The organism is Pseudomonas mandelii (genome assembly GCF_024138395.1).
In the GTDB taxonomy this organism is placed as follows: domain Bacteria; phylum Pseudomonadota; class Gammaproteobacteria; order Pseudomonadales; family Pseudomonadaceae; genus Aquipseudomonas; species Aquipseudomonas mandelii_E.
In genome coordinates this window covers 147110-173849 of record NZ_JAMYDU010000009.1, presented here as the reverse complement: position 1 = coordinate 173849, position 26740 = coordinate 147110, and the positions used below count along the sequence as shown (strand labels likewise).

Sequence of the window (26740 nt, the reverse complement as noted above, 5' to 3'; positions counted from 1 at the left end):
CATGCCAGATCAAACCAGATGCAACGCCGTCAGCAGCATGTCGATCGCCTTGATGCCCACGAACGGCACCAGAATCCCGCCCAGTCCATAGATCAGCAGATTGCGCCGCAGCAACGCCGCCGCACTCACCGCCTGCACCCGCACACCACGCAGCGCCAGCGGAATCAGCACCACGATGATCAACGCGTTGAACACAATCGCCGACAGAATCGCGCTCTGCGGACTGCTCAAATGCATGATGTTCAGCACGCCGAGTTGCGGGTAAATCGAGGCGAACAGCGCCGGCAGGATCGCGAAGTATTTGGCCACGTCGTTGGCGATGGAAAAGGTCGTCAGCGCACCGCGGGTCACCAGTAATTCCTTGCCGATCTGCACCACGTCCAACAGCTTGGTCGGGTCGCTATCGAGATCGACCATGTTCGCCGCCTCACGCGCCGCTTGCGTACCATCGTTCATCGCCATGCCCACGTCCGCCTGGGCCAGGGCCGGGGCGTCGTTGGCACCGTCGCCGCACATGGCGACCAGCCGACCGTCGTTCTGCTCATGACGAATGCGCGCCAGTTTCTTCTCCGGCGTAGCTTCAGCCAGCACGTCATCCACGCCCGCTTCAGCGGCAATCGCAGCAGCGGTCAGCGGGTTGTCGCCGGTCACCATGACCGTGCGAATCCCCAGCTTGCGCAGTTCGGCGAAACGCTCGCGGATGCCAGGTTTGACTACGTCCTTGAGGTGGATGACACCGAGCAATTTGCCGTCAACGCAGACCAGCAACGGCGTGCCGCCACTCTGAGCGATCTTGTCGATTTCACGGGACAGAGGCGCGGCCAGATCAGCGCGTTTCAGGCCGACGAAGGTCAGTAGCGAATCCACCGCCCCTTTGCGATAGACCCGGCCTTGATAGTCGACACCAGACAAGCGGGTTTCAGCGCTGAACGGCACAGCGGTCAGCACCTCGGCGGACGGCTCGGGTTGCGGGTGAAGACCGCGCAGGTACTCGACGATGGATTTGCCTTCAGCGGTGTCATCGGCCAAGGAGGCGAACAACGCGCCTTCGGCCAGCTCTTTGGCGGTGACGCCAGGTGCGGCATAGATCGCGGAGCAGCGACGGTTGCCGAAGGTGATGGTGCCGGTTTTGTCCAGCAGCAGGACGTGAACGTCCCCCGCCGCCTCCACGGCGCGACCGGATTTGGCAATCACATTCAGGCGCACCAGACGATCCATCCCGGCGATACCGATCGCCGACAACAAGCCGCCGATAGTGGTCGGAATCAGCGTGACCAATAACGCCACCAGAAACACCAGCGGCAGGCTGCCATTGGCGAAGTGGGCGAACGGTTGCAGGGTCACCACCACCAGCAGGAAGATCAGGGTCAAGCCGATCAGCAGAATATCCAGCGCCACTTCGTTCGGGGTTTTCTGGCGTTTGGCGCCTTCGACCAGCGCGATCATGCGGTCGAGGGTCGACTCGCCGGGGTGGGCGGTGATGCGCACCAACAGCCAATCAGAAACCAGTCGGGTGTTGCCGGTGACAGCCGAGCGATCGCCGCCAGACTCGCGAATCACCGGCGCTGATTCACCGGTAATCGCCGCTTCGTTGACCGCCGCGATACCTTCGATCACCTCGCCGTCACCGGGGATCATCTCCCCCGCTGCGACGCGCACCACATCACCTTTGCGCAGGCTGGTAGCCGGCACCACTTGAAAGCTGCCATTGGCGGTTTTGCGCCGGGCACTCAAGCCTTCGCTGCCGGCCTTGAGGCTGTCGGCACGGGCCTTGCCGCGACCTTCGGCCAGCGCTTCGGCGAAGTTGGCGAACAACACGGTGAACCACAGCCACAACGCGATTTGCGCGGCGACGAAAGTCGGCACGGCGTTGTCGGGAATGAAGCACAGCACAGTGGTCAGAATCGCGGTCAGTTCCACCACCAGCATCACTGGTGCACGCTGCAATTGCCGTGGGTCGAGCTTGACGAAAGCTTGCACCAGCGCCGGGCGCCAGAGGGCCGAGATCGCGGTTTTCGGTTGTTCCGGCGCCTTGACGACGGCGGCTTTAGTTGCGGGCATATTCATCATTGATTCCTCAGAAGCCCAAGCTCAAGTGTTCAGCAATCGGACCTAGCGCTAACGTCGGCAGGAACGTCAGGCCACCCACCAGCAAAATGGTCACGGTCAGCAAGGTCACGAACAGCGGGCCATGGGTCGGGAAGCTGTTCTGGCCAATCGGGGCGGTTTTCTTCATCGCCAGGCTGCCGGCCAGGGCCAGAACCGGGAGGATGTAACCGAAACGCCCGATCAACATGCCCAGCCCCAGCATCAGATTGTGGAACGCGGTATTCGCCCCGAATCCAGCAAACGCCGAACCGTTGTTGGCACTGGCCGAGGTGTAGGCATACAGCAACTGGCTGAAACCGTGAGCACCGGGGTTGCTCACCGCCGCGACCGGGCCTGGCAGGCTGGCGGCAATCGCGCCGAGCACCAGCACGCCGACCGGCATCACCAGCAAGGTCACCACCAGCAGCTGGACTTCCCGGGCTTGCAGTTTCTTGCCGAGGTATTCCGGGGTGCGGCCGATCATCAGCCCGGCGAGGAACACTGCGATCAGCACGTTGAGCAACATGCCATAGAGCCCGGCGCCGACGCCGCCGAAGATCACTTCGCCGACCATCATGTTGATCATCGCGACCATGCCGCTCAGCGGGTTGAGGCTGTCGTGCATGCCGTTGACCGAACCGTTCGACGCCGCCGTGGTAGTCACCGACCACAGCACCGTGGCGGTGGTACCGAATCGTGCTTCCTTGCCTTCCAGCGGCGCGGTCTGTTCGACGGCAACATTGGTCAGAGTTGGGTTGGGTTGGTATTCAGCCCACAGCGACGTCGCGCCGCCGATCAAAAACAGCGCCAGCATGCAGGCGATGATCGCGCGGCTCTGACGCAGGTCTTTCACGTAATGGCCGAAGGTGAACACCAGCGCCACCGGAATCAGAATGATTGAGGCGACTTCGAACAGGTTGCTCCACGCGGTCGGGTTCTCGAACGGGTGCGCCGAGTTGACGCCGAAGAAGCCACCGCCGTTGGTACCCAGTTGTTTGATCGCAATCTGGCTGGCGGCCGGGCCGAGCGGAATCACCTGATCGACGCCCTGCATGGTCACGGCGTTCACGTAATGAGCGAAAGTTTGTGGCACGCCCTGCCAGACCAGAAACAGCGCCAGCAGCAGGCACAACGGCAGCAGGCCATAGAGGGTAGCGCGGGTCATGTCGACCCAGAAGTTGCCCAGGGTCTTGGTCGACTTGCGACCGATGCCGCGACACAGCGCGACCAACACAGCAAGCCCGGTGGCGGCGCTGACGAAGTTCTGCACGGTGAGGCCGACCATTTGACTGAGATAGCTGAGGGTCGCTTCGCCGCTGTAGGACTGCCAGTTGGTATTGGTCATGAAGCTGACGGCGGTGTTGAACGCTTGCGTCCACTCCTGACCCGGAAGGTTTTGCGGATTCAGCGGCAAGTAGTCCTGAAACAGCAGGATCGCAAACAGCAGCAAAAAACCCGCGAGGTTAAAGGCGAGCAAGGCCAGGGTGTATTTCTGCCAGCTCTGTTCGGCCTGCGGATCGACGCCAGCCACCCGATAGCAACCACGCTCCACCGGCCCGAGGATCGGCGAAAGCCAGGTGCGCTGCCCTTCCATCACCTTGTAGTAGAAGCGCCCCAGAAACGGTGCCGGGATCAGCACCACGGCGAAGAAGGCGAGGATCAGCCAATAGTCATAACTGTGCATAGCCGCTCCTAGTTCCGATCCGCGCGCAACAGCGCAACCAACAGATAAATGAACAGCCCCACTGCCAATAGCAGTGACACCCCGTCCAGAACGCTCATGGAAATTCTCCGTGTTACGGCGTATTGCCGCGTGTGGAGTGATTGTCGGCAGGGAGGCTGTAAAGGCGCGAGATCGAGGGGTGGGGCGGGGCATAAAGAGTGCGTAAAGAGTGGGTTATGACTTTGTTACGTTGGTGTCTGGTCGGGCCTCTTCGCGGGCAAGCCTCGCTCCTACAGGAGATGTGGCGCACCTGACCTTGTAGGAGCGAGGCTTGCCCGCGAAGGCGGCGGAACACCTGACAACGCCCTCAACTGGCGCACAAAAGCCCCCCATCTAGCGCCGAACATCCCCGATACGACACTTTTTCGCGCTTTACGACTGGTGTCGCAACACTGGCACGCCCACTGCACACGCCCTCCCCGAGCATTCCAAACCGTTCGGGGAGCAACGCATGAACACACAACTCAAACCCACGCTGGGCACGTTGCACCTGTGGGGTATCGCGGTCGGGCTGGTGATTTCCGGTGAATACTTCGGCTGGAGTTACGGCTGGGGCGTTGCGGGGACACTGGGCTTCCTGGTGACTTCATTCATGGTCGCCACGATGTACACCTGCTTCATCTTCAGTTTCACCGAGCTGACCACCGCCATTCCCCATGCCGGCGGTCCCTTTGCCTACAGCCGCCGCGCTTTTGGTGAAAAAGGTGGATTGATTGCCGGGCTCGCGACCCTGATCGAATTCGTCTTCGCCCCACCGGCGATTGCCCTGGCCATCGGTGCCTACCTGAACGTGCAGTTTCCGGCCCTCGACCCGAAACACGCGGCGGTCGGCGCCTACATCGTGTTCATGGGTTTGAACATCCTCGGCGTAAAACTCGCCGCGACCTTCGAGCTGGTCGTCTGCGTATTGGCGGTCGCCGAACTGCTGGTGTTCATGGGCGTGGTCGCCCCGGCGTTCAGCTTCAGCAACTTCGCCCTCAATGGCTGGGCCGGCTCTGATGTGTTTGGTGCACCGGCGATTGCCGGCATGTTCGCGGCCATTCCGTTTGCCATCTGGTTCTTCCTGGCCATCGAAGGCGCAGCCATGGCCGCCGAAGAAGCCAAGGACCCAAAACGCACGATTCCGAAAGCCTACATCAGCGGCATCCTGACCCTGGTGCTGCTGGCCATGGGCGTGATGTTCTTTGCCGGTGGCGTCGGCGACTGGCGCACCCTGTCGAACATCAACGATCCGCTGCCGCAAGCCATGAAAACCGTGGTTGGCGAAAGCTCCGGCTGGTTGCACATGCTGGTGTGGATCGGCCTGTTCGGCCTGGTGGCGAGTTTCCACGGGATCATCCTCGGCTACTCGCGGCAGTTCTTCGCCCTCGCCCGGGCCGGTTACCTGCCAGCATCCCTGGCCAAACTGTCGCGCTTCCAAACCCCGCACCGGGCGATCATCGCCGGTGGCGTGATCGGCATCGCGGCAATCTACAGCGACGGCTTGATCAACCTCGGCGGCATGACACTGACAGCAGCGATGATCACCATGGCGGTATTCGGCGCGATCGTGATGTACATCATGAGCATGCTTAGTCTGTTCAAACTGCGCAAAACCGAGCCGAATCTGGAACGTACTTTCCGCGCGCCCTGCTACCCGTTGGTGCCATTCATTGCGCTGATGCTGGCAGTGGTTTGCCTGGTGGCGATGGCCTGGTTCAACACCTTGATCGGGTTGATCTTCCTTGGATTCATGGCAGTGGGTTTCGTGTACTTCATGCTGACGGCGCAGTTGCGTGCCGATGCGCCGGCGGATGCGATGTTGACCGGGCTCTAACCTCACACACCGCTCCCCTGTAGGAGCTGCCGAAGGCTGCGATCTTTTGATCTTCATCGCTGCATCTGGCGCCGAAGATCAAAAGATCGCAGCCTGCGGCAGCTCCTACCCGGGAATGTGCAAGTTTCGAAGACGTGGCACAGATGGACGGGTCATAACAGGCATAGAATGGAACCACTGCGAAAATTAATCGCTCAAAGTGGTATGCACGATCGGTCGGCGAAACCCGCCAATCGGCCTGCCCTCAAGGAGAGCCCTATGCCCTGGTATGCCTGGTTGATTCTGATCGTTGCCATCGGCTCGATCGTTGGTGGTTTGATGATGCTACGCGACACCGCCAACAAGGTCGAATTGACTGAAGAGCAACGTAAGCGCGTCGCCGAACGTAATGCGGAAGCGGATGCCAAGGATGCGCAGGACCGCTGACCGTGCAGCACCTGTAGGAGCGTGGCTTGCCCGCGAAGAACGATGACGCGTAATGCCTGAAAAACCGCGGTGCATTCTTCGCGGGCAAGCCACGCTCCTACAGGATTTTCGTCGCTCAAGCCCCTTTATTTTTCCCAATCCGCCTTGGCAATGTGTAAGCCATGCAGCCCTTTGTACGCCGCACGTTCCGGCTGGCTCCAGCCTTCAAGCAACGACTCCTCCAACCGGTAAATTTCCACCCCCAACGGACGACACACACTCAGCGGATCCTGCGCATCCGGCCCCCACATGGCCAGTGACAAATCCCCGCCCGGGCACGTCGACAACGCGCACAGCAAATCAATCTCGGCAAAGAACTCCAGGTAGTCACCCTGCTTTGCCGGACAGGCTTTCATGAAGTACATGTCATCGCGATTCAGGCCGGTGCACTGGAAAATGTTCAGCACATCATGCACGTCGAACTCGGTCAGGCCATGGGGTAACACTGCGCGAGTCAGATTCGAGTGACAGTGATGATGGAAGTCCTCGCCCGTCAGCATTTTGTTCACGTACGGATCGCAGCGCGTCCCCAGCAAGTCGTGCAAACGCCCGCCATGTTCGTCGATGCCATACCCAGCCAGACTATCGTCGGTGATGGTCACCAGCGGTCGTAAAAAGGGCAGGTTCGACCAGAGCCGGTCATGAGTGCTGACATGCGCCCCCTGCAACTGCCGGGTTCGCGCTGCCCATAAGCGTTCGCGCGGGTCGTGGGCATTCCAGACGTTGAAGTCCCCGACTTGCGGACCGACCGGTGTCGTGACCCTGAACACATGCCCGGCCGGCACATTCCATGCGCGGCCGGTGCGGATCGGCACCTCGAACTGTTCGATCAGCGTGCGACCCTCTTTCTTGTCCCGGACTCTCTCGTAGAAAGCCGTGTCCACCTGCAAGGCCGAGCCTTTGCTGACTTGATAGGCCGCTGGATAGTCTTTGTACATGGCTCAAATCCTCGATCAGTGATGGGATGAAGGGGCAAGCATCTGCAACAGAAGGTGTTCGGAGTCATCGAGATAAAGGCTCATGGCGTCCCCGGCCGCGCGTTTGTCGCCATCGGCCAGCAAGTCATGTATCTGCCGGTCACGCGCCAGCCAGGGCGCCTGAAAACGGGATTCATCGGGAGCGGTGCAAAACACCAGGCGCAGTTGTGCGACGACGTTGGTGAAGAACTCATCGAACAATGGGCTGCGCAGCAATCCGACGATGTGTTGATGAAATGCCAGGCTGTGGGTGCCGACCGCACGCCAGTCCTCACGCTCCCGGGCCAGCTCGGTGGCCTCCAGAGCTTCAAGCATCCGGTCGGACTGATACTCACGCAATGGCTGACTGGCATTGATGGCTTGCAACTCCAGGGTGCGACGCACCTTGAACAGATCGCGCACATCATCGCTCCCCAGCCGACGCACCATCACGCCTTTGTTGCGGACATAACGGGTCAGCCCCTCCTGCCCCAGACGATGCAACGCCTCGCGAATCGTGTTTCGCGACGCGTTGTAAGCCGACACCAAATCGTTTTCCACCAACGCCATGCCGGGCAGCAAACGACCGCCGATGATGTCAGCGCGTAACTCCAATGTGATGTGATCTACCAGGGACAGTCCGCTGCTCATACTCAATGCCTCGTGATTGTTCAACAATCGTCAGCGAATGAGTAATCACTATTCGTGCCATCACCTGTCGTAAATCTAGTCCTCCCAGTATTTGAACAACACGCTGGCGTTCACGCCGCCAAATCCGAAGCCGTTGGACATCGCGTACTCGATAGTCATTGGCCGTGCCTGACCGTGAACGATGTCCACGCCTTGGGTGGCCGGGTCCGGGTTATCGAAGTTAAGCGTGGCGGGCACCACCTGATCGCGCAGGGCCAACAGGGTAAAGATCGCCTCGATGCCGCCAGCGGCGCCGAGCAAATGTCCAGTGGCGGACTTGGTCGCTGTCACTGCGATGTTGTTGTCCGAACCAAACAAGGACTTGATGGCCGCTAACTCCCCCAGATCCCCAACCGGGGTCGAGGTCGCATGAGCATTGAGATGCTGCACCTGCGCCGGCGAAATGCCTGCCTGGGCCAACGCCAGCGACATTGCCCGACGCGCACCGCTACCATCTTCAGGCCCTGCGGTCAGATGAAAGGCATCGGCACTGGTGCCGTAACCGACCAACTCGGCCAATGGTTGAGCGCCGCGTGCCAGAGCATGTTCCAGGGATTCAATCACCAGAAGGCCCGAGCCCTCGCCCATCACAAAGCCATCGCGCCCACTGTCGAACGGCCGCGAGGAGCGCTCCGGGGTATCGTTATAACCGCTGGACAGGGCTCGAGCCGCCGCGAACCCGGCGAGACTGACACGATCGATCGACGCCTCCGCTCCGCCACACACGGCAATATCCGCCTCGCCACATCGAATCAGTCGCGCCGCATCACCAATCGCCTGAACCCCGGCCGCGCACGCCGTTACCGGAGCTCCCAAAGGGCCCTTGAAACCGTGTTCGATCGACACATGGCCCGCCGCAAGGTTGACCAGAAACGAAGGAATGGTGAACGGCGACAAACGTCGCGGGCCACGGCTGTCCGTAGTGCGCACCGCATCGGCAATCGCGCCAAAACCACCTACGCCCGAGCCAATAATGGTGGCAGTGCGTTCCTGGGCGCTGGCGTCCTGCGGTTGCCAACCGGCCTGCTCCAGTGCCTGACGCGCCGCTTCCATGGCAAACATAATGAAGCGGTCCATCTTCTTCTGCTCTTTGGGCGACGTCGCCCGATCCGGATCAAAACCCGCCTCGGGATCTTCCGCCAGAGTCTGCACCGCGCCACCGACCTTGGTTGATAGATCAGCAACCACATCGTCCGGCAACGCCCGCAACCCGGAGCGCCCGGCCAACAGACGCGCCCAAACCGCTTCGACGCCGCTACCCAACGGCGACACCAGGCCCATGCCCGTGACTACCACTCGACGATTACTCATAGCGCAAATACCTCAAAACGATTCATGGCGCCTCACTTGTAACGCGTGGCGGCCGTGCTTCTGGACAGATTCGGCGCCATCGCATGACGCGCCGCCATAAAGGCCTCCCACTCGGAAGCATTCGGTAACGACGGAATGGTGATCAACTCACCCTGGTCCAGACCCGACAACGCCGCGTCGACCATCTCCCCCGCTTCCATGATCATGTCCGCCGGAATCTGGGACGCATCGATACCGGAGCGCTCCAAAATTTCCGTGCGTGTTACCCCCGGCAACACTGCTTGAACCTGAACCCCGGTACCCGCAAGCTCCGCGTCCAACGACTGAGTCAGGCTCAACACATAAGCCTTGCTCGCGCTGTACGTCGCATTAAACCGCTCCGGAAACAACGCCACCACGGATGCAATATTGATGATCGTCCCGCGACCAGCCTTGGTAAAACTGGCCGCCGCCGCCGAGGCCAGCCGCGTCACCGTGGTGACATTCAGCTGAATCAACCGCTCCAACTGATCCATATCTGCGTTGGCAAGCAAACCATCCGCCGCGACACCTGCGTTATTCAGCAACAGACTGATACTCGAATCGCTGCGCAGACGCTGCTCAAGCTTCAACACATCATCCTTTAGCGTCAGATCCGCCTTCAGCACCTCCACCTGAACACCATACGCCGAGCGCAACTTGCTAGCCGCAGCCTCCAGCCGTTCCTGATCCCGAGCCACCAGCAACAAATCAAAACCACGGGCTGCCAACCGCTCCGCGTAAACCGCACCGATGCCGGAAGAAGCACCGGTGACAAGGGCCGTACCTTGGGTCTGGACAGAATTCATGACAATGCTCCTGGAGGATGCTTAAGGAAGGCGAGGCGCCTGAATGTCAGAGCGCTTCAGCGAATGACGAATTTATTATAGGCATAATTTAAACGCCATATGATAGCCGTAATTTTTTTCCTTCCGATGAAAGGCGTTAGATCACCCTCTGCGGCAATAAGCAAAAAGGCCGGTCAATGACCGGCCTCCTAGTGTGGATTTAAAAGCTTAGTTCACTTCCAGCTTCTCGCGATTCTTGTCCAGAATGGCTTTGCCGATCCCCTTCACTTCCAGCAATTCGTCGACGGACGAAAATGGCCCATTACTCTCACGATACGCAACAATCGCCTTGGCCTTCGCTTCACCAATCCCGGACAACTCGCGCTGCAGAGTCGGCGCATCGGCCCCATTGAGATCGACCTTGCCCGTTTGAGCCTTGGTGGCAACGTCCAGCATCAAGGGTGCCTTGGCAGCCTCTGGCACAGCCATTGGCGCAGCAATGGCCGCAATTGAGGCGCTGGTGAGCAGGGCAAAAACCAGAGAGTAGAAATAGCCAGTACGCATAAATGAAGCTCCATGACATCGATTGAGAAAGCAGCTTTTCCGAAGCTGCCTCCTAAACTTAGGCGATGTCTGGAGCCTGTCAAAAATGTGTCTGTTACAGGATGTGAAACAATCAGGGCTCGAGACGGCGTTGCTGGTGAATCCAGTCGACGATCTCTCCATCAGGGGTGTAACCGCTGACCGTTTCACGCAGGAGCTGGCGCACCCGGGAGTAATCATCCTGTTCGACAGCCAACAACAGCTCAGTCAAACGACCCTTGAGCACGTCCCAGGGCAAATGATCTTCGTTGGCGGTCATGATCATCGGATGCGCCGTCGCCGCAACGTTATCCCCAATCAGCAACTCTTCGTAGAGCTTCTCGCCCGGACGCAAACCAGTGAACTCAATGGAAATGTCACCGTGCAGATTCTTCTCCGAGCGGATACTCAAACCGGACAGGTGAATCATCTTCTCCGCCAGTTCGATGATCTTCACCGGTTCCCCCATGTCCAGCACGAACACATCACCGCCCTGCCCCATGGAACCGGCCTGAATCACCAGTTGCGCGGCTTCCGGGATGGTCATGAAATACCGGGTGATCTTCGGATGCGTGACCGTCAGTGGTCCACCCGACTTGATTTGACTGTGGAATAGCGGGATCACCGAACCGGACGACCCCAACACATTGCCAAAACGAACCATGGTGAAACGGGTCTTGTTGACCCGGGATACATTGGCTTTGTCGCCAAACAATACCGGGGCGATTTCACGACTGAGGGCCTGAAGGGTCAACTCCGCCAGACGCTTGGTGCTGCCCATGATGTTGGTCGGACGCACGGCCTTATCGGTAGAGATCAGCACGAAGTTGGCCACACCCGACTGCAAGGCAGCCTGAGCAGTGTTCAACGTGCCAATAACATTGTTGAGCACGCCCTCGGCAATATTGTGCTCGACCATCGGCACATGTTTATAAGCAGCCGCGTGATAAACGGTATCCACGCGCCAGGTCTTCATCACATCGAGCAATTTGTGCGGGTGACGAATGGAACCGAGAATCGGCAGCAACTTGACCGACACCGACTCACGACTGCCGCGCTGCTCCAATTCCGACAGAATGCTGTAGAGGTTGAACTCACTGTGCTCAAACAGCAAAAGTGTGGTCGGGCCGAGGGAGAAAATCTGCCGGCATAGCTCAGAACCGATCGACCCGCCAGCGCCAGTGACCATCACGGTCTTGCCTTTGATACAGCGCTCAAGCAAGTCGGCCTGGGCTGGCACGGCGTCACGGCCCAGCAAGTCAGCGATATCCACTTCCTGGATGTCTTCAACCTTGACCCGACCGCTGGCCAGGTCGGTGAAGTTTGGAACGCTTCGTACGTGAAGTGGGTAACCTTCCAGCAGATTGAGAATTTCCCGACGTCGTGCGCGGGTAGATGACGGTAAGGCCAGAAGGATTTCCTGTGCACCGGTGACGTCGATCATCTGCTGGATGTGTTTTGGTTTGTAGACCTGGAGGCCCGAAATTGAACGATCGGCGATACTCGAATCATCGTCGATAAACGCCACGGGGCGCATGACTCGGCCCATGCGAAGTGCTGCCACGAGTTGGTTGCCGGCCACGCCGGCGCCATAAATGGCAACCTTGGTCAAACCGTCATCTCGGTTGGTAAATGGGACGTGCTGGGCGGCGGTGAACCAATCTCCCATGAAATACTGGCGCATTAGCAGACGCAATCCGCCAATGATCACCATGCTCAACCACCAATAGTTGAAGATGATGGAACGCGGAACAACCGTTTGGTGATTGCTGTACCAGTAGACAACCACAGCCAGGATCAGCGAAGACAGGCTGACAGCCTTAATGATGGCTATTAGGGCATCATTGCCAAAATAGCGCATGACCGCTCGGTACATACCGAAGCGGATAAATAAGGGAATGGCTACAACCGGCGCACAGGCGAAGAGCCAGAGGTGGACCTTCAGCGGGTTGTACATGTCGTCGATGCCGAGGCGGACGATGAAAGCTAGCCAAAGCGCGACCCACACCAAGACAACGTCGGTTGCGACCTGAATCAGTCGCTTTTTCCGACGTGGTAAGGCCACTAAAAAAGCCCGGAGTTGATCCATAACGTCCTCGAACACAGTGTCCCCCTTCACTTTAAACGCTGGTAATTATTGTACGCACCTGAGCCATTTCGGCACATAAAAGGATCTCTTCAAACGCGACAATCACAGAAACCGAAGCAAAAAAACGTAATCTCAGTGCCAAAACCTCTTGAATTATCAAAGAATGCAACGCTTGGCGACAGATGATCAATAGAGATTCTGATGGCGTCGATCACGTGCTGGAGCAAGAAAAAGGGTGTGGACATGACAATTGCTCGCTTATTGCTCGCTTAATGAAATTTTGAGCCTGCCCGTATGAGGCACTCCTGAAGAGGTTTGCAACGTTGGTCTCCAGCCCCCCGTGATCACGTTGGCGCGATTAGATTCTCCATCGACAGACTTTTTGAAGGATCTCCCCTAAAATAGTCGATCGACGGCACCCCGAGGTAGGCCTTCAGCGCTGAAAGCTCCTCGACCGACTTCAGGCAATGTATGAAAAGTATTTAGACTAGATTTTTGATGACCACCATTGAGCCCCTGAGCTAGCAGCTTAGACGAACGTAAGATTTTGCGATTCGGTAATGTTTGAGATTAGAAAAATGAACACCACTACATTCGCCTATCTTGGGCAGCCGCGCAGAGTCTTCCAGCGTGATCACTAACTCAGAAGCAATTGGCGACAAAGTGGCGATCCTGCTCTGTACTTATAACGGTTCGGCATTCCTTGGCGAACAACTCGAGTCATTAGCAAGGCAGACCCACAAAAACTGGGTGATATATGCATCAGACGATGGTTCTAGCGATGGAACACTGGAGATTCTGAAGGAATATCAAAAAATATTGGGACAGGATCGCCTCGTCACCGTGAATGGGCCTCGACAGGGGTTCGCCAAAAATTTCCTATCCCTGATCAAGAACCAGTCTATCTCGGCTGACTATTTCGCGTTCAGCGATCAAGACGACATCTGGTTCATGGATAAACTTGAGCGCAGCATTGCCACACTGGAGCTGATACAAAAGGCCCCGGCCCTTTATTGTTCCAGAACACGCCTGATTGCTGCTGACAGATGTGTCATTGGTTTCTCTCCTCTATTTTCGGCTCCCCCCGGATTCCGTAATGCATTAGTCCAAAGCATTGCAGGGGCAAATACCATGCTCATAAACAGCCAAGCAAGAGACTTGCTGGCTGAAACTGCAGACGACGCCACTATCGTTGCTCACGACTGGTTGACGTACCTGCTGGTCAGTGGCTGTGGTGGAAGGGTGATCTATGATTCAATGCCAACCCTTGACTACCGACAGCACGGCGGCAACTTGATAGGTGCCAATTCCGGGCTGAAGGAGCGCATGGTCCGCCTGGGTAAAATGTGTACGGGACGATTCAATGAATGGAGCAATCAAAATCTTCTTATCCTCAACAGCTTCAAGCAAAAGCTGGCGCCAGAAAGCAAATTGACGCTGGACAGATTCGAGCAAGCTCGTCAAAGCCATCTTTTTCGTCGGCTTTACCTGATGAAAAAGTCAGGAATCTACCGCCAAACCCCCCAAGGTAATGCCAGTCTTATTCTTGCCGCATGCCTGAACAAAATCTGAGAAACCATTCGCCGTTCTTCGTGTACGACCACGTGAGAGCCCGTCGTCACCGGGGTGCAGTACTGGCTGTTTAGCTACACCCCCACGGGTGCCAACGCCAGCGCGCAGATCTACAGCCTGGTCGAGACGTAGGTCAGCGGCCAGGATCCCTATACATAGCTACGCCACTTACTGGAGTGGCTCCCGCAGGCTCAGTCGGTTGAGGACTTTGAAGCGTTGCTGCCGTGGAACTGCTCACCAGAGATGCCGAGGTAAGCGACGCGTCCATCTTGCGGTATGCGGGGTTTGTGGATCGGATACGTAAATAATGTGAAAATGAACGACCGCTAGGTAGGTGGTTTGTATTTTGCGAGGTGTGATAGGTTCACGCTTAGCATAAGGCAAATTCAGTGTGTGCGCTAAGTTTGGCCTGGTTTGGAAACCGTCACCACCAGGTTTTTATTTGACAGGGGTATGGTTTTATGCTTGCAATTGTTAAGGCGTTTTCGACTCATAGGCAGCTAATCTATGGGATGATACGAAGAGAAGTCCAGGTTAAGTATAAAGATTCATTGGTTGGCTTGGGGTGGGCGTTCTTTACACCTCTTTTTATGCTCGGTGTGTATACATTTGTTTTTTCAGAGGTTTTTAAGTCTCGCTGGAATAATGTGGTGCCTGATAGCAAGGCGGATTTCGCCATTATGCTATTTGCTGGCCTGATAATTTATACGTTTTTTGCAGAGTGCCTGCTCAAAGGGCCGCAAATTATTACATCCAACACGAATTATGTAAAAAAAATAGTATTTCCTCTAGAGATATTGCCGTTTATTGCCATAGGGGTATCGCTGTTTCAGTTAGCGATTAGTTGTGGTGTTTTGTTGGTTGCACAGCTGATAGTGAAGGGGACGTTACCGATAACGGCGTTGCTGTTTCCAGTTGTGTTAGTGCCATTGATATTTTCTACTGCCGGGATTCTATGGATTTTGTCCGCGGCCGGTGTGTACTTAAGAGATATCGGTCAGATCATGACGGTACTGACCAGCGTGCTAATGTTCTTGAGTCCGATCTTTTATCCCGTCAATGCGTTGCCTGAAAAATTTCAAACATGGTTGCGCTTGAACCCACTGACAAATATCATCGAACAGTCGAGATTGGTTCTTGTTGAGGGGCGCTCTATAGACTGGTTGCAGTATTCGATGTCTTTGGTGCCGAGCTTGATTGTTTTTGCGGTAGGTTATTTCTTATTTCAAAAAGCGCGAAAAGGTTTTGCTGATGTCCTCTGAACTGCAATTGGATACTATCGTGCCATCCATCATAGTTGATAATGTTTCGAAAAATTATCATGTCTATGCTAAGACTGAGGATCGGCTAAAGCAGTTTGTCTACACTAGGCTTAGTGGAAAGAAAAAAACTTTTTATCGCGATTTCTGGGCGCTGAATCCACTGAGCTTCGAAGTCAATAAAGGGGATTCGGTTGGGATCATCGGCCGGAATGGGTCTGGCAAATCAACATTGCTTCAGATGATTTGCGGCACTTTGACGCCAACCTCCGGAAGCATTACTAGAAATGGACGGATTGCAGCCCTACTGGAGTTGGGGGCGGGCTTTAACCCCGATTTTACTGGAAGAGAAAACATTTATTTAAATGGCTCGATTTTAGGGTTAAGTAAAAAAGAGATTGACAGCAAGCTTGCTGATATAATTGATTTTTCTGAGATCGAAGCTTATATCGATCAGCAAGTGAAAACTTATTCAAGCGGCATGTTTATTCGTCTTGCTTTCTCGGTGGCTATTCACAGCTCCCCCGAGATTCTTATCATTGATGAGGCCCTGGCGGTTGGGGATGTTTTTTTTCAGCAGAAGTGTTTTGAACGACTCAAACAGCTCAAGGCGTCCGGCATAACGCTATTATTTGTTTCACATGACGTTACGTCAGTAAAGTTATTGTGCAATAAGGCCATTTTGCTGCACAAGGGAGAACTGATTAAAATCGGAGACCCTAAGGCGGTGGTTAACGAATATATCAAGATAAACTCCCATAGCGAAAGTGAGACGGCTGATGTAGAGGAGGTAATGGTTCAGCAAAGCGAGGCGAACAACGCGCTGGAAGCGGAGCTGGAAAAGGCATCGTTAGAGGATGATTCTGAGTACCGATATGGTACGAAGAATGCGGTAATTGCTGATTTTGGATTGTATAAAGCCGATGGGAATAAGATTGACGGCGCTATACAGAATAACGAAAGTATTGAAATTAGGCTGAAGGTCGAATTTCTAAAGGATATATTAAATCCTGTATCTGGATTTTATATAAAGGACCGACGGGGTATTGAGCTGTATAGCGGTAATACTCATTATCTGAATAGCCCTATCGGGCGTCAGCCCAAAGGGACTGTAATGAGCATATCGTTTAAGCAGATACTGAGCTTGGCGCCAGGAGAGTATTCGTTATCGTTAGGATTGTCTGATTTTATTGATGGAGTCAGTACGCCGCTTGATCGCAGATACGAAGCTGCCAAGCTGACGATATTGGCGGATAAAACAGTGATCGGACTGGTTGACTTAAACTCTAAAGTGGATTTTGAGTATCTAATTAAATGAAAATTGCACAGATCGGCACATTTGATTTGGATAATCTGGGTGACTTATTGTTTCCTTGGATTACGGGAAGGTTGATTCGTCTTGTTTGTGGCTCGAGGGCGGCAGTGGATGTTTGCTTCTATAGCCCGACTCGCCCTGTGGCATATTTGTATCCGGACCAGGTGCCTTATGCGCCTATTTCGCAGTTGGATGAAGATGACGCCGTTGCACCATTCGATTTTATTTTAATTGGTGGTGGTGATTTAATTCGTAATGATGATTATTCTCTATATCAGACATATGGGGAAGACTCACCTAAATTGACATTTACACAAATTTTGTCTCCTACCGAAACGAACAGTCGTCGCTTGGCGTTACTGGCAGTAGGGCTGCCGTACGATGTCGATGATGTATTTTCGGTATTCTTGAAGAATAGTTTTTCAAGAGTGGCATCTGCAGCTATCAGAGATGTGAGGAGTGCTAAACTCTTAAAAGAACATACGGGTATAAGTTATGCCATTGTTCCCGACTTTGTGCATTCCTTGCCGTATGTCCTGGATAAGACAACATGCGACTCCATAGTGGCTGATGTGCTCGATGAATATGACTCTGGGTATCTGTGCTTTCAGGGTCATATTGATGTATGTGCTGCGGTTGAAGACACCGCTAAAGTATTAAAAGAGATTGAGAGGGCGCTTGATAAGCCCTTTGTCTTGATAGAGATTGGCGGGTGTCTTGGTGATACCGAGTATCTTCGAGAGCTCGCGGCGGTCACCGGTTACCCATTTGTAAGTAGAGCCACCTATCCAGACATTACACTCGAACAGAAGATATCGGTACTTGCATGTAGTTCCGGATTTATCGGATCTAGCTTACATGGAAATATTATTTCCAATGCGTACGGGATAAATAATATTTCCTACGTTGGTAAGTACTCTCATAAGATAAGGGAGTATTTCTCAGCTGAAGGTCATGGCGTGCTGTTTGAAGATTTTTCAACGCTTCAAAGTCAGATTCATACGGTTTTTGATGTTCTCGTGAGAGATGCTTCAAACAAAGCCGTATTGACTGAGCTAAAGCATAAAAAGATCATGTTGTTTTTGGAAGAGCTTTTGCAAAGCAAGGGCAAAAATCCTTCTTCGTTTTCTATAGAGATTGACCGCCTTTATAAAGCGGCTCACGGTAAATCTTGCGCTCGTGAATCGATTGTTCGTGATCAGCTGGCCAGCCTAGAGACTCAGCTTCAAGCTGAAAAAAATAATGCGGCTGAGCAAATTAATTATAGAGATCTCTTGACTAAAGATTTAGAAGCGTTATTGATCGCTGAAAAGAACAATGCAGTCTCCCAGATTACATATCGTGATGATTTGATAAGAGTGCTGGAAGAAAAGTTGTTACTGTCTGAGCAGGCTAAAAAAAATAATGCTTGGTAGTAATGATGATTATGGATCTAGAAAGGCATGTTATGAGTGATATTAAAGCTTCAGTGATAATACCGACTAAGAATCCCGGTGGGGTTTTTAGGCCCGTCCTTGAATCTGTATTGAGTCAGTTGACTGATTGGCCATTCGAAGTGGTTGTTATAGATTCCGGATCCAAGGATGGGACGGTCGAATTTGTCAAGAGCAAGGCTAACGTGAAGTTAATCGAAATCCCGGCTCATGAGTTTGGTCATGGTCGCTCTCGAAATTTTGCCATTGCTAACTCGGTTGGCGAGTATGCCGCTGTCATCACTCATGACGCACAGCCTGTAGATAATCACTGGCTACAGCGCTTGGTTGATATTGCTGAGTCCGATGCCAGAATTGCAGGGGTCTTTGGTAAGCATATTGCTTATCCGCAGTCCTCCGTTTTTACTGCTCGGGAGTTAGAGTTGCACTTCATTGGGTTTAATGAAGCGCCCCTCGTGCATCTGGAAGATTCAAAGCGCTATGCTGAAGATGTGGGCTATAGGCAGTTCTTGCACTTTTTCTCAGATAATAATGCTTTGTTGCGACGATCAGTATGGCAAACGATCCCATACCCCGATGTCGATTTTGCGGAAGACCAGTCTTGGGCAAAATCTATAATAGAAGCCGGATACTATAAGGCTTATTCTGAGGCCGGGGCGGTGTACCACTCGCATGACTATACTCTCTTTGAACGACTGCAAAGAAGCTTTGATGAGAGTTATGCATTCAAGCGTTTTTTTGGATACATCTTGTGTCCGAATTTCAGTTCAATGTTTAAGTCATTTCTGGCGTTGAGCCGAAGAGATGTTAAGTATGCTAGAAGTATTGGTATGCTGAGGCGGGCTCCGCTTCAGGTCGCGCACGCAGTTATTGATAATTTGATGCGCCTTTTAGGGCATTATTTGGGTAGCCGCGGAGAAAGAATACCGAAATTTGTAAGAAAACAAATCTCTAGAGACAAAAAGCTGTTTGCGCAGTAAGGATATGAAATGAATATTCAAATGGTTATGCATAAAGCAAAACAAGCATTTTCATATTATAAAGTGCATGGTTTTTTTTCGCTGCTGCGCAAGGCAAACGCAACAATTCAAAACTCCCCCACTACGCTCTTCAAGAAGACCGACGTGCTGGGGTTTTACGATTTCGTTCTAGATCGGCCATATGGCTCAACGTTTAATGGTGGCGTGAACGATAAAACAATAAATTGGTTTATTCCTCCTTATGGTCGTGGTTCGGGTGGGCACCTCAATATATTTAGATTTGTTTTTTTATTGGAACGCCTCGGGTATGAGTGTCGTATTGTAATCGTGGGTGGCCAATCCAAGTATGACTTGGTTGAAGCCAAGTCTCAGATTTCTGAGTGGTTTTTTCCTTTGGCTGCTCCTGTTTATGATGGGACTGAGGGGGTCCCAGCCGCTTTTTATAGCGTCGCGACCTCTTGGCAAACTGCTTATTACGTCAAGAATTTTCAGACGACTAAACATAAATGTTATTTTGTACAGGATTTTGAGCCGTATTTTTATGCCGTGGGTTCTGAGTCTGCAATGGCTGAGGCGACTTACTCCTTTGGTTTTAGCGCAATTACAGCGGGGAGCTGGTTGGCGGAAAAGCTAGCAGACGAATACCAGGCGCATACTTTTCCAATTAGCTTTTCCTATGATCGTGATCTTTATCGGTTAATGCATCGTCGCGAGCCAGAAATAAAACGAATATTTTTCTATGCTCGACCGCCCACGCAGCGTCGCGCGTTTGAATTGGGTTTGTTAACGCTGAATGAGGTGGTGAAGCGGCTTCCTTATGTGAAGGTTGTTTTTGCAGGTTGGGACGTGTCGAATTATGAGATTCCGTTTGATCATTTAAATGCTGGGACGCTGGATGTTGCAAAACTGCCGGACCTCTATAATCAATGTGATGCCGCACTGGTCTTGTCATTTACTAATCTTTCGCTTCTCCCACTCGAGTTGATGGCCTGCGGCGTTCCGGTGGTGAGTAATAGGTCGCCTTGCACTGAGTGGCTTCTTAATGATGATAACTCTATTTTGACCAAGGCAACGGTTGAAGATCTCACCAATGGTATTTGTGAGCTGCTGACTAATTCAGCGCTTCATGCGAGCATTAAGGCAGAAGGTATCCGGGTTGCGAATCTTTCAAGTTGGGAGGAAGAAGCCCTTAAGTTGAGCAAGGCGCTTACCTCGATCTCAAGCTCCGAGACATTGGAGAATTCAAATGCCTAATAACCAGCGATGCATTGTTCTAGGCGCGAGTGGGTTTATCGGCTCACGACTGTGTGAGGTGATGGGCGCTAGAATTCCGAACCTTAAAGCTTTCGGTCGGAGTCCGTTGTATCCCTCTGCATTTAGTAGGTGTAGATGGATTGAGGGCAATTTTTCTGATATCAACCAAGTCACCAATGCGATTGCTGATTGCGATACAGTCATTCATTTGGTGAATGCCACAACACCAGCTAGTGCGAATGTTAATAGAGTAGCAGATCTTGAGGCTAATGTTGTCTCTACACTGAACTTGCTAGATGCGTGTGTAAATTCGGGCGTCAAGAAAGTTGTATTCATTTCCTCTGGAGGGACTGTTTACGGTGTTCCCTCTGTGGTGCCCACCCCTGAAACGGCTGAGAATGATCCCATTACGGCTTACGGTGTAAGTAAGCTTACAATTGAAAAGTATCTTTCTCTTTATAATCATCTTTACGGTCTTGATTATACTGTTTTACGGGTGGCTAATCCCTACGGCCCATATCAAACAAATAAGAAAAATCAGGGTGTGATTGCTGCATTTTTACGGCACGCCATCCATGATGAGCCTATTGACGTGTGGGGGGATGGCTCCGTTGTTCGTGATTATATTTTTATTGATGATGTTGTTAGTGCTATTGAGTTGGCTATTTCCAATAGGACGGATAAAAAAGTATTTAACATTGGCTCCGGTCGAGGTGTGAGTATTAACGAGATAATTGTCACGCTTGAAGATGTGGTGGGAAAAAAAATAGAAGTTAACTATATGCCGCGGCGCAATATGGATGTGCCGATAAGTATTTTAGATATCTCACGAGCTGCAGAACTGTTGAAGTGGACACCTAAGGTTGAGTTTTCTCAAGGCATTCAGGATACTTTCGAGTGGGTTAAGTCTTCTGGGTTGTAAGTGATTTCGTTTAGTTTGAGAATCTGAGTGCAACACTTAACCCAAGCGTCGAAACCGAGTGAAGATTTTGTATTGGGAGCGCAACGGCTTTTACCTTTGGCTAAAGCGCCTAGAATCCGAGTGCTTCAAAACATTGCGGGGTTATTCGAGTGAATCCATCGTGCTGACGGTTCAAGAGCTCAGCTGGTTTTTAACTCGATTCGTCGCCTGATTCGGTATAATCCAGGGCATGATTTCCGTGCCCAAAGACCTTACTACCGTATGCGATCCATGAACCCGATATTTTAAAGGTGGGACGTGTAGCTATCTTGGTATTTGCGGCGTGCAGTTCCATGGTAACAAGGCTTCGAAGTCTTCTACTGCGGCGGCTTGCGGCAACCGTTCAAGTGCGTGGCGCAGCCACGCATAGGGCTCTTGGCCGTTGGCTTTAGCCGTCTCGACCAAACTGTAAAGTTGAGCGCTGGCCGTCGCGCCTTTGGGCGTGTCGCTGAACAGCCAGTTCTTGCGCCCGATCACGAAGGGCCTGATCGCACGCTCTGCCGCGTTGTTGTCGATCGGCAAAAAACCGGCGTCGGTGTAGCGCACTAGCTTGTTCCAGTTGTTGGCCAGATAACTGATGGCTTTGCCTAGCGCGTTTTGCGCTGTCACCTGAGGCTGCGTTTTCTCCAGCCAGGCGTGTAACTGCGCCAGCACCGGCAGGCTGTTTTGCTGACGACTTTCATGGCGATGTTCATCGCCGACCTCTTTTAAATCTCGCTCGATACCGTACAGCTTGTTGATCAGATTCAGGGCGATATCGGCACGCCCGGTTTTGCCCTTGGGTTGCACTTTTTGCGCCTCGACAAACTTGCGTCGCTCATGTGCCCAGCAGCCTAAACGTTCGACACCAGCCTGCGCGCCCAAGGCGTTATAACCGGCGTAATCGTCGGTCATCAGATAGCCGCGATAACCTTCGAGCAGGCGCGACGGCACCTCTTGCGCTCGGCTGGTCGAGTAATCAAACAAGATAACGGGCTGATTCGGCGGTCCACCGGTTTGTACCCACATCCAGGATTGGCTAGTCGGCTCTCGATCAGGCTCTTTCATCACCTGGACACGCGTTTCGTCGCAGTGAATCACTCGACTTTCCAGCAGCCGGTCACGCATCAAGTTGAGCAGCGGTTGCAGGTGTTCTCCGCACTGGATGACCCAACGCGCCAATGTTTGTCGTGGAATATCGACGCCATGGCGACCGAGTACTTTTTCGAAGCGATGCAGCGGCAGACCGTCGACGTATTTGGTGGTCAGCAACATCGCCAACACACTGGGCAATCAATTGCGCTGGCTTGTCAGCGATGACCGGCGCGGTTTCACAGCCACGGCAGGCGTAGACCTTGCGGATGTGTTTGATCACACGGATCTGCATCGGCACGATTTCCAGCTGCTCGCTGGTTTCTTCGCCAATGGCGTGCTTGCGGCAGCCGCAAGCTCAAGTCAGCTCGTGCTCGGGCAGTTCGTGGATGACGTCGATACGGGGCAAGTCGGCGGGCAGAGGCTGACGTTTGCCACGGGGTTTGGTCGGAGCTACGACTTCTTCCTCCGCCTCTTCGGCGGCAGGTTCAGCGACACTTTCGGCTTCATTAAAAAGAGCCAATTGCGGGGTCGCTGGATCGATTGTTTGTTCGGATTTACGCCCGAAGAGACGCTGATGGAGCAGCGCATTCTCTTCTTCGAGATGAATAACCTTGGACTGCATCTGAGCAAGTAATTGCTTGAGCGCAGTCAGGTCATCGAAGGTTGTCGGGCATGGAAATCATGCCGTGGATTATACCGAATCAGGCGACAAATCGAGGTGTCAAAACCTGATGTGGACGGTTGCGCCACAGATCAAAACCATCGAGCAGCCAGTTCAGTTCCTGGACCGTCAGCACGATGGCTTCGTCGGTGTGATCGGGCGATGTTTTGAAGCGTTCGGATTCAAGGCGTTTGAGCCAAAGGCAAAAGCCGTTGCGTTCCCAGTACAAAATCTTCACGCGGTTTCGGGCCTTGTTGAGAAAAACGAAAAGCACAGGGTCAAACACGGCGACCTTGATGTCCAATTCGACCAGCGCGGCCAGGCCATCAATGGATTTTCGGAAGTCCACGGGTTTGGGGTAGAGATAGACTTTTTCGACTTTGGCATCGGGACGCATCATGGCCGCTGGCTTCTGAAAGAGATCGGAAGCACAGCATCAGGCATCAAATAGCGGCTTTGAATGCGGGGTTCGTGGAGCGGTTACTTATTACCGACCCTGTTTTGCTCAAGAAACTGCTTGAGCAAATGCTGAGTGAGCGCGAGTCGGATAAGGGCAAGATCGTTTATCTTGAAGAAGAAAACGCGCTGTTGCGTCAGGGTCTTTTCGGGCGCAAGTCAGAGCAGATACTCGATCCCCGCGCCTCCGCAAATGGCCTTATTCAATGAAACTGAAAGCGTGACCGAGCCTTTCGACGAATCGGTTGAAGAAGAGGTCGTAGCTCCGACCAAGCGACGGACGGGGCAAACGCAGTATGCGATACATGAACCCCCACGTTTTAAAGATGGAGCGCATAGCTATCTTGGCATTTGCCGTGCGCAGTTCCACGGCAGCAAGGCCTCGAAGTCTTCTACGCTCGGGGCTTGTGGCAGCCACGCATCGAGCTCTTGGCCGTTGGTTTTAGCCTTAAATGCCTGCCACAGGCAACCTGGGTTGAAGATTGCGAAGCGTTGATGCCTTGGAACTGATCGCTCGCATCGCCTAGCTAAGCGGGTTGCCTATTTTTGAATAGGTGGGGTTTATGAAACGCTTACATTCCATCAAAGACAGTAGCAACGACGCACCGAAAGTCCGGATATATGAGTTTAATATCTACCATCGAGCCGTCACAGATTGAAAACTTGACAATCCGGGGGGCTCCCGTATACGCGCAGGATGACTGGCAGGTTTTGACGATTATTTCAAACATTTTTAAATGTCCAGTTAGAGTTCGAGGCGTAACTGTATCCTAGTGATATGGTCGACGTCAGTATTTGGCTGGCGATATAGTTAAGCGACAGCCAATTAACGAGAACATACATGCACAGGGTATTTAGAATGATTGCTCCAGCAGCTATTAATCCATATTTAATTACCGTTTCGCTATGCTTCTTTTCGCTAGCAAAAACATAATTATATGCAAGAAGATAGTTTATAATTGCACCGAAAATCGCTCCTGCAAAGGAACTAGCTACAGCATCTATACCCACGATTTGGACCAAGGTAACTAATGTGAGATAGTGCACGCCTGTACCGAGCAGCCCAGCTCCCGCGAATTTTAAAAACAATGATCCGAACATGCATCACCAGATTAAATGTTTATAGGTTTTTTTCAGCCACAATTTTTGGGTCTTCCCACAGTACCGACTTTTCGCTGTCGGAACTCTCAAGGGTAATCTGTACAATCCCATCGCCCTCCGGAAGCGGAATATAAGTTTTTCCTTCGGCAATAGAAACGCGTTGCTCAATAGTTTTGCCATTCACAGAGGCAGTGACGATTCCTTCCGTGCCAGAGCCTGGCTCTGGATAAATTTTCGCTTCTACAAATCGCGCCCCTTCCCGCGCGATATTAAATAATCCTTTGCCCTTGTTTGTGGCAATTACCAGCACGGTCTTTCCATCCGGAAAAGTTCGCGTGCCTGCAGTTACATGAGCATGATCGGTATTATATGTATACACATTGTCGAATAGTCGCTTAGTCGTCGTGGGAAAGTCTTTAAGCTCTAGAACTTCTAAGTGACTATAACCTTCAATAATCTGAATTGATGTATAGTTCGACATGATAAAGTCGGATAAGTCATGGAGAATGGGCGACAGGAAGGATACTTGGTCCAAGTCTCTAAATATTAGTTGGGGGCGAGACACCTTCAAGTCACTTATAGCTCCGCGGACATCGTCTTGAGTCGTTTGAGGAGCAAATTCAACGTAGCGTGTTCCATGTCGCGGTGCGAGAGCATAGTACTCAGCGCGTATTGGGTAGCTAAAAATATTTGTTGCTTTCTTAGATGTGATGATTCTCTGAACTTCATCTGTTTCTTTCTTTCGCTCAGCAGGAACCTGGGTACCTAGGACCAGATTTGTAGGATTAGATTTAAAGGTCCTAATGGTTGCGGTTATTGAGTCTTTTGAGTATGGGAGAGTCAACAGTAATACGACTGCCGCCCCTCCAAGAGTTGCAAATGCAGATATGAATGTTCGAGGAGCAGCGCTAGTTTGTGGTTTTGTTGCCAGTAATTTTTCCGAATAACTATAAGCGATAAGAATAAATGGAATGGTTAAAAGCGCGCTAGAATTTCCGCCTATCCCTATCCAAAATATAAGCGATAGTATTAAGCTTACAGAAGCCGCTTTTATAATTGAGGTTACGGTGACTTGAACTTTGTCGGCGAGTGCTAACGCAATTGTGATAGGAAGGAGAATAAAGAGTTCAGAGATTGAAAAAAGTAAGTGGAGGAAGTCCGAGCGCCCCAACATCGATATCATTCTGAGACCGATATAACTAAACAGAACAATGGCGACAGGGTTGCTAAGTTTATTCTTCAAGGAAAATACAAAAGCGCAACCTATGTACACCCAGATCCATGCATAAAATATTATGGTTCCCAAGTTTAAATCAGGAAATGGACTATCCATTCCTTTCGGCTGAATGAAAAATGCATAATATAAGGTATTGTAAAATAACTCCTTTAAATCAACTCCAACTGAATAAAAATACAACAACATTGGAATCAGAGTGACAGCGATGCCTGCAATGATAGCGGTGATTTTTTTTAGATAGAGGCTAAAGTGCTTCTCACATCTGAACGAGATCTCGGCGGCGCCGATAGATATTATAAGAAAAAGCGATACTTCTTGGCCGAACCAGAACGACAACCCTAGTAGAATACCAGTTGCCACTAAATAGCAGAAGTTCCTTTCTGGACGGCTTCCAGTCACATAGTATACATACGTACCAAGAGCAAGCGCAGGAATCGCAGTTCTTAATTGGTAAATTGCCGGGAGGGCTAAAAATAGTATTCCGATACAGACTGCTAAAAGTAATGAGCTTCGCTTCCAGAATGCTTTGGAAATTGCGAGGGCCATAATGAACGATGCTACAACCTGACCAATATGCGCCTCAGAGAGCAACGCAATACTGGTAGATAGCTGAGTTTCGCCAAAAAATCGCTGAATCAACGCGTAAAAGTAGTAAGGACCAGGAGTTCTGAAATGGATAAAGTCTTTAGTGAAAACCTCTCCTTGGTTTATCCAGTGTCCAAATGCGTGAAACAGAGCGTGGTCGCCGGATCCAAATGAAAATGGTGCTTTGTGGGTTACAATTAATAAGCCGCAAAAGACTAGAGCGCTTAGCGCTATAAAACTCTTACCGAATTGTAATATTTTTTGTCTAGCGTCTTCCATTTTTGACTCATGTGTTTCAGTCGCGTCCGTTCGTTCAAAATTCATCA

The 26740-nt window shown here is 52.4% G+C and carries 21 protein-coding genes and 4 pseudogenes; 13 read left to right on the top strand and 12 right to left on the bottom strand.

Annotated features, from left to right (window positions below):
- Positions 1–9: 9 nt before the first annotated feature.
- The 3 genes from kdpB to kdpF are packed head-to-tail and all read right to left on the bottom strand — an operon-like array spanning position 10 to position 3870.
- Complete coding sequence (kdpB, locus tag NHU87_RS16210; RefSeq protein WP_253550549.1) at positions 10–2067, bottom strand: potassium-transporting ATPase subunit KdpB; 2058 nt, start codon at positions 2065–2067, stop codon at positions 10–12.
- A 10-nt stretch (positions 2068–2077) separates the two neighbouring features.
- Positions 2078–3772, bottom strand: a complete 1695-nt coding sequence (gene kdpA, locus NHU87_RS16205; protein WP_253550546.1) for a potassium-transporting ATPase subunit KdpA — start codon at positions 3770–3772, stop codon at positions 2078–2080.
- Between the two features lie 8 nt (positions 3773–3780).
- Positions 3781–3870 (bottom strand): K(+)-transporting ATPase subunit F, encoded by a 90-nt coding sequence (gene kdpF / locus NHU87_RS16200; RefSeq protein ID WP_007899818.1) that lies wholly within the window; start codon positions 3868–3870, stop codon positions 3781–3783.
- 392 nt (positions 3871–4262) lie between these two features.
- Between kdpF and eat the strand changes: the two genes are divergently transcribed.
- Positions 4263–5627, top strand: a complete 1365-nt coding sequence (gene eat, locus NHU87_RS16195; protein WP_253550543.1) for an ethanolamine permease — start codon at positions 4263–4265, stop codon at positions 5625–5627.
- Between the two features lie 258 nt (positions 5628–5885).
- Entirely contained in the window at positions 5886–6053 is a 168-nt protein-coding gene (locus tag NHU87_RS16190) for a DUF2897 family protein (RefSeq protein WP_008006000.1), read from the top strand.
- 125 nt (positions 6054–6178) lie between these two features.
- On the opposite strand, the gene NHU87_RS16185 is transcribed toward NHU87_RS16190, so the two are convergent.
- From NHU87_RS16185 to NHU87_RS16160, 6 genes are all read right to left on the bottom strand, one after another.
- Entirely contained in the window at positions 6179–7030 is an 852-nt protein-coding gene (locus NHU87_RS16185) for an urea carboxylase-associated family protein (RefSeq protein ID WP_253550540.1), read from the bottom strand.
- Positions 7031–7045: 15 nt separating this feature from the next.
- Positions 7046–7699: a GntR family transcriptional regulator gene (locus NHU87_RS16180; RefSeq protein ID WP_253550538.1), complete on the bottom strand. Its 654-nt coding sequence runs from the start codon at positions 7697–7699 to the stop codon at positions 7046–7048.
- A gap of 75 nt (positions 7700–7774) precedes the next feature.
- Positions 7775–9049 (bottom strand): beta-ketoacyl-ACP synthase II, encoded by a 1275-nt coding sequence (fabF, locus tag NHU87_RS16175; RefSeq protein ID WP_253550535.1) that lies wholly within the window; start codon positions 9047–9049, stop codon positions 7775–7777.
- 32 nt (positions 9050–9081) lie between these two features.
- Positions 9082–9876 carry an SDR family NAD(P)-dependent oxidoreductase gene (locus NHU87_RS16170; RefSeq protein ID WP_253550532.1) on the bottom strand — a complete coding sequence of 265 codons (795 nt, stop codon included), beginning with the start codon at positions 9874–9876 and terminating at the stop codon, positions 9082–9084.
- A 207-nt stretch (positions 9877–10083) separates the two neighbouring features.
- Positions 10084–10419, bottom strand: coding sequence for a ComEA family DNA-binding protein (locus NHU87_RS16165; RefSeq protein ID WP_253550529.1), 336 nt, complete (start codon positions 10417–10419; stop codon positions 10084–10086).
- A gap of 112 nt (positions 10420–10531) precedes the next feature.
- Positions 10532–12526, bottom strand: a complete 1995-nt coding sequence (locus NHU87_RS16160; RefSeq protein ID WP_253550526.1) for a polysaccharide biosynthesis protein — start codon at positions 12524–12526, stop codon at positions 10532–10534.
- Between the two features lie 630 nt (positions 12527–13156).
- Between NHU87_RS16160 and NHU87_RS16155 the strand changes: the two genes are divergently transcribed.
- From NHU87_RS16155 to tnpB, 9 genes and pseudogenes are all read left to right on the top strand, one after another.
- On the top strand, positions 13157–14098 hold the full coding sequence (locus NHU87_RS16155) for a glycosyltransferase family 2 protein (protein ID WP_253550523.1): 942 nt from the start codon (positions 13157–13159) through the stop codon (positions 14096–14098).
- A 51-nt stretch (positions 14099–14149) separates the two neighbouring features.
- Positions 14150–14353 (top strand): annotated as a pseudogene (locus NHU87_RS16150) (transposase domain-containing protein); the annotation flags it as partial.
- A gap of 206 nt (positions 14354–14559) precedes the next feature.
- Positions 14560–15360, top strand: coding sequence for an ABC transporter permease (locus NHU87_RS16145; protein ID WP_253550520.1), 801 nt, complete (start codon positions 14560–14562; stop codon positions 15358–15360).
- A complete protein-coding gene (locus tag NHU87_RS16140; RefSeq protein WP_253550517.1) occupies positions 15350–16675 on the top strand; it encodes an ABC transporter ATP-binding protein in 1326 nt (441 codons plus the stop codon). Before NHU87_RS16145 ends, NHU87_RS16140 begins: the two co-directional genes overlap by 11 nt.
- Positions 16672–18087, top strand: coding sequence for a polysaccharide pyruvyl transferase family protein (locus NHU87_RS16135; protein ID WP_253550514.1), 1416 nt, complete (start codon positions 16672–16674; stop codon positions 18085–18087). Before NHU87_RS16140 ends, NHU87_RS16135 begins: the two co-directional genes overlap by 4 nt.
- 32 nt (positions 18088–18119) lie before the next feature.
- The gene (locus NHU87_RS16130; protein ID WP_253550512.1) at positions 18120–19085 is read left to right on the top strand and encodes a glycosyltransferase family 2 protein; all 966 of its coding nucleotides are present in this window, start codon (positions 18120–18122) and stop codon (positions 19083–19085) included.
- 9 nt (positions 19086–19094) lie between these two features.
- Positions 19095–20339, top strand: a complete 1245-nt coding sequence (locus NHU87_RS16125; RefSeq protein ID WP_253550511.1) for a glycosyltransferase family 4 protein — start codon at positions 19095–19097, stop codon at positions 20337–20339.
- On the top strand, positions 20332–21261 hold the full coding sequence (locus NHU87_RS16120) for an NAD-dependent epimerase/dehydratase family protein (RefSeq protein ID WP_253550509.1): 930 nt from the start codon (positions 20332–20334) through the stop codon (positions 21259–21261). The genes NHU87_RS16125 and NHU87_RS16120 overlap by 8 nt, the downstream gene beginning before the upstream one ends.
- A 55-nt stretch (positions 21262–21316) precedes the next feature.
- Positions 21317–21472: pseudogene (tnpB, locus tag NHU87_RS16115) on the top strand (IS66 family insertion sequence element accessory protein TnpB); the annotation flags it as partial.
- A gap of 92 nt (positions 21473–21564) precedes the next feature.
- On the opposite strand, the pseudogene tnpC reads toward tnpB, so the two are convergent.
- Positions 21565–23057: pseudogene (tnpC, locus tag NHU87_RS16110) on the bottom strand (IS66 family transposase).
- A gap of 3 nt (positions 23058–23060) precedes the next feature.
- Here tnpC and NHU87_RS28630 point away from each other — a divergent pair.
- Together NHU87_RS28630 and NHU87_RS16100 are read left to right on the top strand one after the other, a co-directional pair.
- A complete protein-coding gene (locus NHU87_RS28630) occupies positions 23061–23486 on the top strand; it encodes a hypothetical protein (protein ID WP_437180832.1) in 426 nt (141 codons plus the stop codon).
- Positions 23487–23560: 74 nt separating this feature from the next.
- Positions 23561–23771, top strand: a pseudogene (locus tag NHU87_RS16100) (transposase domain-containing protein); the annotation flags it as partial.
- 443 nt (positions 23772–24214) lie between these two features.
- Here the strand turns inward: NHU87_RS16100 and NHU87_RS16095 are convergent.
- A complete protein-coding gene (locus NHU87_RS16095; RefSeq protein ID WP_253550503.1) occupies positions 24215–24592 on the bottom strand; it encodes a GtrA family protein in 378 nt (125 codons plus the stop codon).
- A gap of 19 nt (positions 24593–24611) precedes the next feature.
- The gene (locus tag NHU87_RS16090) at positions 24612–26738 is read right to left on the bottom strand and encodes a hypothetical protein (RefSeq protein ID WP_253550499.1); all 2127 of its coding nucleotides are present in this window, start codon (positions 26736–26738) and stop codon (positions 24612–24614) included.
- Positions 26739–26740 lie beyond the last annotated feature (2 nt).